This window comes from Nostoc sp. ChiQUE01b (assembly GCF_034531255.1).
Taxonomy (GTDB): domain Bacteria; phylum Cyanobacteriota; class Cyanobacteriia; order Cyanobacteriales; family Nostocaceae; genus Nostoc.
Genome location: NZ_JAVRBM010000006.1, coordinates 119,207 through 131,424 on the forward strand (window position 1 = coordinate 119,207; position 12,218 = coordinate 131,424).

Sequence of the window (12,218 nt, forward strand, 5' to 3'; positions counted from 1 at the left end):
ACAAGACCCTTTGGCAGAGTGATAAACCAAAAGAAAAATTTTACTATTGCTATAATTAAATTTATATTAGTTTGTATTTATTAACTAAAGTTTAGACTAAACCATGAAAAACGACCCAGCACGGCTGAGTTAATAATAGACTGAACAAACTTTGATATTAAACCGCAATCGCAGAACTTTTAGGTCTACTGAAATTAATTATGCGTTATTCAGAACACATAATTAATTTCACCAGCAGATATCTAATAAATAGCTAACGAACCGTTCCCCGCAGAGCTTCAGTGTCAATTGGTTTGATGAGGTAAATTAACAACAGATTCCAAACAATTGCTGCAATCAAAGGTAGTTTGCGAATTAGCTTCACCAATTTCGGACTAGAACTGCCTTCAATCTCTGCAATTTTCAAGTTATAACCAGCACAGCGTTGCAGACGTGGGAAAAACTTGGGATGTTCGGTATTCAATATTACAGGAAAAGCCCGTCCTGCGGTTTCATTGGTGTTGCGGACAACTTGGATATCAAATTCTGTGGCATCAAGTCCTAATGATTTGTAGAAGCCGGAACGTTCATGAACTGTCAGGGTGTGAGTAGCAAATACTGATAGCAAGAAAAAGCGACTCCACAGCCTAGATTTCCAGGTGTTCCAAAGTTGCGGTTGAGAACGCAATAATGCTTTAAATATGTCCCCGTGGCGGTTTTCGTCCTGACACCAACTCTCAAAGTAGCGGAATATGGGGTAAAATTGGTTTTCTGGGTGCTTTTCTAGATGCCTGAAAATAATAATGTAACGCCAGTAGCCGATTTTTTCTGAGAGGTAAACGGTGTAAAGCACCCATTCAATCGGAAAAAATGTATAAGTGCGGGTTTTAGTAACAGTGCCTAAATCAAGGGAGAGTTTAAAATCGGCCATTGCTTTGTTGAGAAATCCGGCGTGGCGGGCTTCATCACGCGCCATCATTTGAAATATTTCCGCCAGCACTGGACTACGATTTTTTAGCTTGCGGGATAATTCCTTGAATAGCAAGAAGCCGGAAAACTCAGAAATGCAAGAGCGTTCCAAATACTCTATAAATGCCTGCCTTGCTTCACCGCTAATGTGTTCCCAAGACTGCTCAAACGCTTCATCCCGAACAAAATGGTGGCGGTTGTAGTCTGTCCGCATTTCTGTCAACATCGCCTGCAACTCCGTTTCCTGAGCAGACAAATCCAGCTTGGCTGCGGTTTCAAAATCTGTAGTGTAAAACCGGGGGGTGAGTACAGTTTCTTTGCTGGGGGTTTTAATTTCTGGCTTCGGTAGGGTGTTAACCATGAGTAATGAGGCGATCAAATCAATAGTTACATAACTATCAAGTTATGACAAATGCAATTATTTTGCTAGGTCTCTTTACAATCCTTCAGTAAAGTCGCAATTTCTGAATTTTTCTTCAACAGGTCGCGCCCAGGATTCCCCAGCTTCGGCGTTGCAGAACAGTGGGATGAATTGGGGCAAGCAAGGGGAGCAGGGCAGGCAGGGGAAGCAGGGGAGGCAGGGGAAGCAGGGCAGGAATTTTGGAAGTTGCTAAATCATCCCGCAAATATGCAATGCCCCAATTTCAGCCAAGCTTGAAGGTGAGTAATGGGCGCTCTGGACTGGTTACTGGCTACTGGGGAAGAAATTTTTTAAGAATTGGTTGGGGTCTGAATCCCAATTCAAATCTTCTCAATCCCTAGTCCCTAACTCAATCATAATTCTTTCCTTCTGCCTTCTGCCCCTGCTCCCCCTGCTCCCCCTGCTCCCCCTGCTCCCCTGCCCCCTGCCTCCTTCACCGTAGTAATTCCTCAACTTGATGCTGGCTCCACAAAGTTCTGTATAAACCCTGTTGTTTTAAAAGTTCTAAGTGATTTCCGAACTGCACAATTTTTCCCTTTTCCATTACAAAAATTCGGTCAGCCGCCGCCGCCGCTGATAATTGATGCGTAATAAAAATTACTGTTTTACGTTCAGTACCACTGGAGAGATTTTTGAGGATTTGCGTGGCTGTTTGATTATCCACACTAGAGAGAGCGTCATCCAAAATTAACACTGGAGCATTGACCAACATTGCGCGAGCCAAAGCAGTACGTTGCCGTTGACCGCCAGAAAGATTAATACCGCGTTCGCCAACAATAGTTTCATATTGCTGCGGAAAATTGTGAATTTCTGATTCAATTTGGGCAAGTTTAGCGACAGATTTTACTTGCTGTTGTTCGCTAACTGGATCGCCGTAACGAATATTATTTTTGATTGTAGTGCTAAATAAAAAGCTATCTTGAGGAACGTAGGCGATCGCACCTCGTAAATCTGTCAAGGCGATTTTAGTAATATCCAGCCCATCTAAAAACAATTGTCCTGATTCAATATCCAACAAGCGCGGTAAAGCATTGGCCAAAGTAGATTTCCCCGAACCAATTGCCCCAACAATCGCGATAGTTTCTCCAGGAGCAATGGTAAAGTTAACATTTGCTAAAGCTGGAGTAGTGGAACCAGGATAATTGTAGGTGAGATTTTTTGCTGTTAGTTCGCCTTTAAGTTCAGCCACTGGCAGATGTATGGCATCGGCTGCATCTTTAATTTTTGGTGTGACAGAGAGAATAGATTCAAGCCTATCGATACTAACTTCACCGCGTTGGTAGGCAATAATTGTGAATCCTAAAATGGCAGTGGGAAAAACCAGACGCTCTACATAAATTAACAGTGCTAAAAAATCGCCAACCTGAAGCGTCCCAGCAGACATCCGTGCCGAGCCTAGCCAGATGATTACCAGTGAACTGATATTAGCTAGCCCACCAATTAGCGGAAACAGTGTATTGCGGAGTTTTGCCAATTCCAGGTTAGCAGTCAATAGCTGCTGATTTTTCTTGGCAAAAGCTCGACGCTCGTTTGCTTCTTGAGCATAGATTTTAATTAAGGCAATGCCACTAATATCCTCCTGGATGAGTTCGCTAATGTCAGAGAGTTGCTCTTGGACTGCTGCTTGTTGTTTGCGTAAGCGATCGCTAAATAAACTCACCAACAAGAGCATAAAAGGGTAAACTGCTAGAGCGGCTAGGGTGAGATCCACACTAATTGCCAGCATTACTGGCAGTGTCAGGGCGTAGGCAAACACCGTATTTGCCAAACTCAAGACGGCAAAACCTAATAAGCGCTTGATATTGTCCACATCACTAGTAGCCCGACTAATCAAATCGCCAGCAGTATTACTGGTAAAATAAGCAGGCTCCAGCTTCAGTAAGTGTTCAAAAATCCGTTGTTTCAGGTCAAATTCCACCTGACGCCCCACCCCAAATAGCCAAATGCGTGATGCCATCCGCATTAGCCACATCGCCGAACTGAGCAAGACAATGATTACTACGTAATGTAGTATTTGGTTCCAGCTGAAGCTTGTCGAGAGCTTGTCAACACCAGCACGAATCAACCAAGGAATATAAACACCCAATGCATTGACAGACAACAAAGCGAGAATGCCCAAGGAGGCTTCCCGCCAATGGGGTCGTAGGTAAGCACTGAGTTTAGCGATTCGTCGAGATTTTGCCATTAAAGCAATTGTGCAACTTTATCATCTAGATTAACTGCTAGTCCAAGAAGGCAGCTATGCAGAGGGAATATCGCTTGTGATAAATTCAGCTTTTGTTACCTCTTTTAACTGGATAGTTATTGCCGTTTGGTACTAGTAGTCTACTACAGCAACTTTAATGAAGAAATAAGTTCGTAGTAAGGACTTTAGTTCTAGGATTGAGCGCTCAAGCGCTTACTACGAACCCAGTAAAGTTCTCTTACCTGATTACCGCTGAACACGCAAGAACCTGTAAATTTCAACGAGATAACTTTCCCAAGTTCTTGTTGTCAATTGCAATGTTTCCGAATTTGGTACAAAGTCTTCAAGTCGTAAACCGCGTGTGCGAATATCTTGAGGACTTCCTTGTAATAAATAGGGAGGTACTCTCAAATTATAAGAAAGAATGCGATCGCCTGTTACATCTGAGATGTTTGCTGTGGTGGGTTGCCCTAATGCCACCAGTGTCCCAGATGTTGGTGTAGCAGTTGCGACAGATGTTTCACCCGTCATTGCTAGAGGTGCTCTATAAAGGAAATACGCGACTGCTGGTGTACTTGCTAACAGCAGAATAGTCAGTGCCCAACCGATCAAGTATCCTCCTGGTTTCTCTATTCCACCTCCTTTGATTTTCTGAGCGGCAAGAATCATCAGTAAAACAGAGGCTCCTAGAGGCTTGAGTGGAAAAGATAGCATCCTCCACAACGAAGCCACAGCAGGTTCATTGGGGTTAAGAAATGATAGGGCTACGATTACCAAGATAACGACTAAGATTAATCGCCCGACAAAAGTTCCAGAGGGATAAAATCGCTGGAACAGAGAATAAACGATAGTGCCAATCAGCAGCCACAGCAGTACCCGGCTTAACAATAGAAACATAGACTAACTCTCAAATTTTCTGGTGCAGTGAGCCAGTGTGGTGGTATGGCAATCCGTTTCGATTGGGGTTGCCCCCAGAAAAGACTGCCATGCATGGTTTCCCTGCATAAAACAACTGGCGACTTCTTACTGATAGCGACGTTAGAAACGTCACCCGTAAGGCTCAACCTAGAGGTTTCAGGAAATGGATTTATTTTATTGTCAAATTGTAATCGTACTGTTTGACTTAAAATTTCTCAAACCTCACACCCAAAGACTACCGTCGTAGTGATTTTAGTGCAATTTTTTGACACTGCGTCTATTATTTATAATTTTCCAGAAGAGTAATATGGCACCGATAAACTAAATTAATTAAGTAATCGACTTAAAAGGAAAAACTATGTCGCCTGAAAAGCCTACTATTCTGGTAACAGGAGGAGCTGGATATATTGGTTCCCATACAGTGCTTGCTTTGAAGAAAGCGGGTTATAGCGTTGTCATACTTGATAATCTGGTCTATGGACATCGCGATTTAGTAGAAAAGGTTTTACAGGTAGAACTGATAATTGGGGACACAAGCGATCGCGCCTTGCTCGATCATTTATTTAAAACCCACGATATTGCCGCAGTGATGCATTTTTCTGCTTATGCCTACGTAGGAGAATCTGTTACTGATCCGGCCAAATATTACCGCAATAACGTCCTTGGTACTTTGACCCTGTTAGAAGCGATGCTGACAGCATCTGTAAAGAAATTTGTCTTTTCTTCTACCTGTGCCACCTACGGTGTACCGGAATTCGTGCCGATTCCAGAAACCCATCCCCAAAATCCGATTAATCCTTATGGCGCTACAAAGCTGATGGTAGAAAGGATTCTCTCTGATTTTGATGTCGCTTACGGTTTACAATCAGTACGTTTTCGCTATTTCAATGCGGCTGGTGCTAATCCCAATGGCTTACTGGGCGAGGATCACAATCCAGAAACCCATTTAATTCCTTTGGTGCTAATGACAGCTTTAGGGAAACGAGAATCCATCTCAATTTTCGGCACTGATTACCCCACACCCGATGGTACGTGTATTCGAGATTATATTCACGTTAACGACTTAGCAGACGCCCATATTTTGGGATTGGAATATTTATTAAAAGGTGGCGATAGCGAAGTTTTTAATTTGAGCAATGGCAGCGGCTTCTCCGTCAGAGAAGTTATTGCCGCAGTTGAAGAGGTGACAGCAATTTCGATACCAGTAGAAGAACGCGATCGCCGTCCTGGCGATCCCCCAATTCTTATTGGTACCAGCGAGAAAGCCAGAACAATCTTAGGCTGGCAACCTCAGTATCCATCCATCAAAGATATTGTCGCTCACGCGTGGCAGTGGCATCAGAAGCGACATAAGTAAAAGTTAGGAGTTAGGAGTTAGGAGTTAGGAGTTGGGAGTTAGGAGTTGGGAGTTGGTAAATTTTAGATTTTAGATTTTTTCTTCAATCCAAAATTCAAAATCTAAAATAGTTAAGTCTTGAATTCATAACTCCTCACTCATAACTCATAACTCATAACTCATAACTCCTCACTCCTAACTCCTCACTCCTAACTCCTAACTATTCCCCACCCCTCCTCATACTTTGCATGACGACAACTAAGATGCCAATAAATCCGAGAATTGGCAGTGCGATCGCCCAAGTTGGTAATTGTTGAGATTGACCTTCTGCTAAATCACCATTGACATTTCGCAGGTTTCGTGTATTTTGCGTAGACCCGCCTCCTGTCACAGTCACTTCAAATTTGAATTCAAAGGGTTTGAATCTTGCCCCAGAGACAGGTTTTCCATTTAGTTGCAACTCATAAAGACCTGGTTTGGGAAAGACAACTTCTGCACCTGGGATGCCTTGATAACGTTCGGCTGTTACAGGTTCTAACTGTGGTTCTAACAGCGGCGGCTCTCCGGTTGCATAAGGTTCGGCATACACAGCCAACTGACAATTACACTGTGATAGGGGAATCACTTTTCCACCTCTGCGGGTAAGTGCAAACCAGGCTTGGCTTGGTTCTCCAGCACGGGGATTATCATTTGGTTCAATGTGGAGAGTGCCACCGACATCTCCAGCTACTTCCACCTTATGAGCAAAAGCAGGGTAAAGATTAGTTATTGATATAACTAAGCAACTCAGGAATAATAAATACTTTATTGTTCCTTGATTCTTCCAGAAAATGCCTTTGAAGGGGTAACGCCTCTGTTTTTGACTTGTTAGAATAGAGCCAGAAAATAAGGATGATTTACCGCGATTTGGTTGGGGGAACATAAAACTTTTCTACGGCTAACTTTGACCAAAAAAAGCGCGATGCCTACGGCAAGGGCTTTGCCCAACGCACTAGTAAGACACTGAGAGTAATAATTACCATCAGTACTGCCGCTAATTTATTTCCCCAAGTTGATTGCAAGGAACCCAGGTAATGGGAACCAATCAACACAGTATGAATGGCACTCAAGAGCAAGGCTGGCACACCCAATAGATGAATCTGTCGCCAACGCTTGCCCAAAGATTTTTGCAACGATTCCCAACTTGTAAAAGCGGCGGGGGACATTAATACCAATGCTACAGCACCCGCAGCCATCCCCCACTGAAATTCTGGCGGCAGAAAAGAAAAAGCGGCAAAATTCCATTGCAATGAGTGTTCTATCATGTGGAAGGTGTGAACCACAGAAAGCACAAAAGATCCCACTCCCAAGCCGCGACGATAACGCAGTGGTGAAGCCCACAAGCCACTAATCGGACGCGCAATTAATGCCAAAATTAAGCAGATTAAGGCGGCGTGTCCGGTGTAATCTACCATTGTGTCACCAGTCCGCAGCAAGGTGATGATGCCAATGGTGAGTGTCACCCAACCGCCTAATCGAAACAACTGACTGCGCCTGTCTTTACTTACCAAAGATGTGGAAACGCCTACACCTAGCATCGTCGGCAGCGTTCCCAAGCCAAAAGCCAGCATAGTAGCTGTACTCATCCATAAATTGCCCGTTTCAGCAGCTTTAATTTGGGCAGCATACAGGAAACCACAGGGCATTAAACCCCAAGTCATCCCCAAAAGCATTGGCGTCCACCATTTGGTTTTTAAGGAAAGCTTAACCATTCCTCTGCTGAGGCGATCGTGTAAACTACCTTGCAATAGGGGATGTAACACGGGAATGCGCGGTAGTAAATCGGGTTTTACTTGTCCTAAGCCAAACCAAATCAGCATTACACCAGTCAGAATTGCCATCCAGCGCCGCAAGTCGCTGCCAACACCCGCTAGCTGTCCACCTTGCAGCAATACCGAACCTAGCGCCCCAATGCCAGCACCGACTAGAGCATAGCTCAACATCCGCCCCAGGTTTAGCAGGATATGAAATTTTAATTGCTGTTGCCAAGTATCGGGCTTTTCTAAGGTTGATGTCCGTCCCAAGGAGACTGTTTGTGGAATTTTCGGCTGATGAGACAGTGAAAATGCCACTGTTAGAGGGCCACACATCCCAAAGCAATGTCCAAAACTCCCCAGAAACCCCAGGATTGCGATCAGCAACAAATCTACCATAAAAAAAGTTCCGAGTTCTGAGTCCTGAGTGTCCGAATAAGGATGTTGAAGAAGTAATAAGAAATTTTTTCTTTTCTTCTTTACTCAGTACTCAACACTCCTCTAGTGCGGAACTGTAAGTGAAGTTGCGATCGCTGTCAAAAGACAAACCGTCAAACTTGATGTTTTCTCAAGGCTGAATTCTGACGACTGACGCCTTTATTCTGTTCGATAAATTAATTTTACTTATAAAAAACCGTAAAAAAATAATACGAAATAATCTTTTTTGAGATATTTTATGTTTTTATTTCCTAAGAATTACCACTAGCGATCGCTACATTGATAATGTTGTACCGAAAGCCAATAAACAAGTTACAAAAATTCATCCAAAAACAAAGTTATTTGCATATAGGGGTTTTCCTGGCAACTCTCTTGAGCATTATATTGTTCAGTTGGGTAGCACTCTCGCAGCAACCAGTTACCCTCAATCTGTTAATGACTGCCCCTGATGCCCAACCTTGGAGGCAGGGTTTGATTAGAGACTTTGAGGCTGAGAACCCAGGTATTCGCATTAACTTGGTTGAAGGGCCCAATGCCACAAATTTGCTCGAAGACCTGTATACCTCATCTTTTATCTTAGGTGAATCCCCTTATGACCTGATCAATATGGATGTGATCTGGACATCCAAGTTTGCTGCTGCTGGATGGTTGCTACCTTTAGGCGATCGCATTTCTAAAGAAGAGTTGGCAGCATTTTCATCACAGGATGTAGAAGGGGGACGTTACCAAAACCAGCTGTACCGCATTCCAGTGCGTTCCGACGTGGGAATGCTCTATTACCGGGAAGATTTAATCAAACAAGCAGGATTGAAGCCGCCAGAAACCTTTGATGATTTGATCCGAATTTCCCAAGTTTTGCAGAAGAAAAACCAGGTAAATTGGGGCTATCTTTGGCAAGGTCGACAATATGAAGGACTCGTGGCGATGTTTGCAGAAGTCCTCGATGGCTTTGGTGGCTTCTGGGTTAATCCCAAGACGCTCGAAGTTGGACTAGATCGACCAGAAACATTACAAGCCATTGAGTTTCTACGTAGTACCGTTAAAGAAGGCGTTTCTCCTCCTGGAGTCACGACCTACCAAGAAGAAGACACCCGACGCTTGTTTCAAAGTGGTCAAGTAGCGTTTTTACGCAGTTGGCCCTATGCGTGGCCTTTAGCCCAAGCAGAAAATTCGCCAATCCGGGGCAAAATAGCGATTAAACCGATGGTTCATGCTCCGGGTAAGACGGGAGCGGCTTGTTTAGGGGGCTGGGGTTTAGGGATTGCGAAATCCTCTCAACATCCTGAAGAAGCTTGGAAAGCAATTCAGTATTTTACCAGTCGGGAAGCACAGCGCCGATTCATTTTCAGTGCAGGCTATGTACCCAGTCGCCGGGAATTGTTTACAGATCCAGAGATTGTTGCTAAATATCCCCACTATCCACAGTTATTGAAGGTCGTGGATAATGCCGTTTTACGTCCACCGATCGCGCAATATGCTCAGACATCAGATATTTTGCAGCGTTATCTCAGCGCCGCCTTATCCGGTCGGATGAATTCGGAACGAGCAATGCAAGCTGCTGCTGCCGAAACGCGCCGATTGTTGGGGGCAGGGAGCAGGGGAAAGTAAGTCAAAAGCTAAAAGTAAAAAGTAAAAAGAAAAGAATTAAGATTTCATCAGTTCTATGCTTGCCCTTTAACTTTTGACTTTTAACCCATGAAAGGCAATGGATTCTCCAGTTTTTCGGTGCTTGTTGTCAAAAATATTATCTTCTTTCTTAACTAACCTGCAGAATGTGGGTTCTTAGCCAATTTCATCTGTAATGCCAATTGCTAATTAAGATCAACAGTAGAAACACCCATTTATCCGGGAGTAACGAACGTGGCAATTATTATTCAAGGCACCCCTGGAAACGACTATTTAACTGCGATTCAAGGAAACAATCAAATAAATGGCTATGAAGGCAATGACACTCTAATAGGTGGGTCGGGTAACGACTACTTAGTTGGAGGAGGTGGTAATGACATTCTCACTGGTGGTACTGGTAGAGATACCTTTGTCGTGAATTACTCAGGTGGCGGTATTGATACAATTACAGACTTCTCAGTTTATGACGATTTTCTTGAAATTATTCCCCCTTCTATCTCTTCTATCTCTCCTATTTTCAGGATTACTAAATTTACTAAGTATACAACTGATGCTTTAGGATCAACAAGAGTTTCGAGTGAGAGTATGAGACTTACTGCTTTTATAACTAAACCTAAAGATGAACCTGATGAACTTAGTGCAATAGTTGGTCGGGGTATAAGATTTCCTAATTATTTAAGTTATAACGAAAACACTGGTGCTCTATATTATCTTAGTCAGCAGTTAGCTTGGCTACCTCCTAACCTTCACTTTGCTAACGATTTAAGCGAATCGTGATTCATTTTTCCAGAATGATTCCCTTGTACTAAGCGGCTCTATCCCTGCTTTTATGCAACTTAAATGCTCATTAGTTTAGGACTTATGCAGTGACAGAAAAGCCAAAATAGCAGGTATGGTTTTCAAGGGTTCTAATTAGATTTTTCAATTACCTTTTTGCAATGCCTGTCTTGAAAAGTTCAGTTGCCTTTGGCGTTGCCGCAGGCATCAGCAAGAACAGCAGCTCCAACTTTTCGCTGTGGTTTTTGCTAGTTAACGCAAGCAATAAATGGTGATTTGCAAAAGGCTGAAACGACATATTTAGGTTGATATACAGGATGATTCTTTGATAAAGTGCGTAAGTCCTAAAATTCATCCAGTCACTACTGTCACAACAGCGGATTAGTAATCAAAAACCTAACCTTCCAGCAGAGTTACCTGGAGAGGGGTAGGGACAAAGGTTCGCACAAGCATTATTAAGGTGGTGTTCTATTTTGCAATGAAGTAACTTTCAAGGGTTAGGAGACAAGTTCTGTGAGTTTAAGAAACTGGTTTGGTCACGGTTGTGACTTAGGGTTATTGGGCTTGGTGATTCTAGTGGGTGCGATTGGAATACAAGGAGGCAGCACATCCGCTCAGGTGACTCCTGATCCCTCTGTGGGAACTTATGTAAAGCGAATCGACGACACAACCTTGGATATTACAGGGGGTACAACCGTTGGCAATACAAATTTATTCCATAGTTTCAGCAACTTTAGTGTTAAACCTGATGAGGTAGTCAGTTTCCGTAACGTCGGTACTATCAACAATATTTTGGTGCGAGTTACAGGAGGAAACCCCTCTGACATCCAGGGAACACTTCAAGCTGAAGGTAAAGCTAATCTCTTTTTAATAAATCCCAACGGCATCATATTTGGAGGAAATTCCCAATTAATTATTGGCGGTTCATTTATCGCAACAACAGCCAGTGCGATCCGGTTTCCAGGTGGTGGAGAATTTTCTATGACTTCACTCGTCAATCCGCTTAACCCCTTGCTGAGAGTGAATCCTTCTGCATTTCTATTCAATCAAATTCTATCTCAGCCTATTAAGTCGATTCAAGTCAATGAAGCAACTCTATCCGTTCCTGAGAGTCAGAGTTTAGTGCTATTGGGAGGCGATGTGAATTTAGAAGGAACGAGACTGGTCGCTCCAGATGGTCGAGTCGAATTAGGAGGATTGGCAGGAGTAGGAACGGTAGGGTTGAACATTGATAACAACAATTTCCGCTTAAGTTTTCCTGATAGTGTAGCGCGAGCAGATGTATCTCTTACGAATCATGCAGCAGTAGATGCTAGTGGTGAAGGCGGTGGTGCTATCCAGGTACAAGGCAGGCGCGTTACACTCGCCGATGGTTCATATATTGCGGTTGATACCCTAGTCTCAAAATCGGGAGGAGCATTAGTGGTGAACGCATCGGAGTCAGTAGAACTCTTGGGAGGAAGCAGGCTGTCGACCGAGACAACAAGCTCTGGAAATGCCGGAGAATTAAGGATTGAAACTGGGCGGTTGATTATTCAAGATGGGGCGCAGGTTTCAGCTTCCACTTATAAAGAATCTATAGGAGGGGGAGGAAGTTTGTCTGTCAACGCAAGGGACTCTATCCAACTCATTGGAACTTCGCCAGAAAATAATCCCAGTGGCTTGTTTACTGTAACACAAGGCGCTGGAAATGCCGGAGAATTGAAGATTGAAACTGGGCAGTTGATTATTCAAGATGGGGCGCAGGTTTCAGCTTCCACTTATAAAGAATCTATA

8 protein-coding genes and 1 pseudogene are annotated in these 12,218 nt (G+C 43.5%); 4 read left to right on the top strand and 5 right to left on the bottom strand.

Features of this window, described 5'->3' with window-relative positions:
- Positions 1-253: 253 nt before the first annotated feature.
- The 3 genes from acsF to RMY63_RS06360 form a co-directional block, all read right to left on the bottom strand.
- A complete protein-coding gene (gene acsF, locus RMY63_RS06350) occupies positions 254-1,309 on the bottom strand; it encodes a magnesium-protoporphyrin IX monomethyl ester (oxidative) cyclase (protein WP_322727892.1) in 1,056 nt (351 codons plus the stop codon).
- A gap of 493 nt (positions 1,310-1,802) precedes the next feature.
- On the bottom strand, positions 1,803-3,554 hold the full coding sequence (locus RMY63_RS06355) for an ABC transporter ATP-binding protein (RefSeq protein ID WP_322727893.1): 1,752 nt from the start codon (positions 3,552-3,554) through the stop codon (positions 1,803-1,805).
- A 246-nt stretch (positions 3,555-3,800) separates the two neighbouring features.
- Positions 3,801-4,451 carry a hypothetical protein gene (locus RMY63_RS06360; RefSeq protein WP_322727894.1) on the bottom strand — a complete coding sequence of 217 codons (651 nt, stop codon included), beginning with the start codon at positions 4,449-4,451 and terminating at the stop codon, positions 3,801-3,803.
- A 379-nt stretch (positions 4,452-4,830) separates the two neighbouring features.
- Between RMY63_RS06360 and galE the strand changes: the two genes are divergently transcribed.
- Entirely contained in the window at positions 4,831-5,829 is a 999-nt protein-coding gene (gene galE / locus RMY63_RS06365; protein WP_322727895.1) for a UDP-glucose 4-epimerase GalE, read from the top strand.
- 199 nt (positions 5,830-6,028) lie between these two features.
- On the opposite strand, the gene RMY63_RS06370 is transcribed toward galE, so the two are convergent.
- Together RMY63_RS06370 and RMY63_RS06375 are read right to left on the bottom strand one after the other, a co-directional pair.
- Positions 6,029-6,730 carry a hypothetical protein gene (locus RMY63_RS06370; RefSeq protein WP_322727896.1) on the bottom strand — a complete coding sequence of 234 codons (702 nt, stop codon included), beginning with the start codon at positions 6,728-6,730 and terminating at the stop codon, positions 6,029-6,031.
- Positions 6,705-8,000 (bottom strand): annotated as a pseudogene (locus tag RMY63_RS06375) (sulfite exporter TauE/SafE family protein). Before RMY63_RS06375 ends, RMY63_RS06370 begins: the two are co-directional and overlap by 26 nt.
- A 324-nt stretch (positions 8,001-8,324) precedes the next feature.
- Here RMY63_RS06375 and RMY63_RS06380 point away from each other — a divergent pair.
- The 3 genes from RMY63_RS06380 to RMY63_RS06390 form a co-directional block, all read left to right on the top strand.
- Entirely contained in the window at positions 8,325-9,647 is a 1,323-nt protein-coding gene (locus RMY63_RS06380; protein WP_322727897.1) for an ABC transporter substrate-binding protein, read from the top strand.
- A 252-nt stretch (positions 9,648-9,899) separates the two neighbouring features.
- On the top strand, positions 9,900-10,442 hold the full coding sequence (locus RMY63_RS06385) for a hypothetical protein (protein WP_322727898.1): 543 nt from the start codon (positions 9,900-9,902) through the stop codon (positions 10,440-10,442).
- A gap of 513 nt (positions 10,443-10,955) precedes the next feature.
- Positions 10,956-12,218: filamentous hemagglutinin N-terminal domain-containing protein (locus tag RMY63_RS06390; protein ID WP_322727899.1), on the top strand; the 1,263-nt coding region annotated here is incomplete at its 3' end.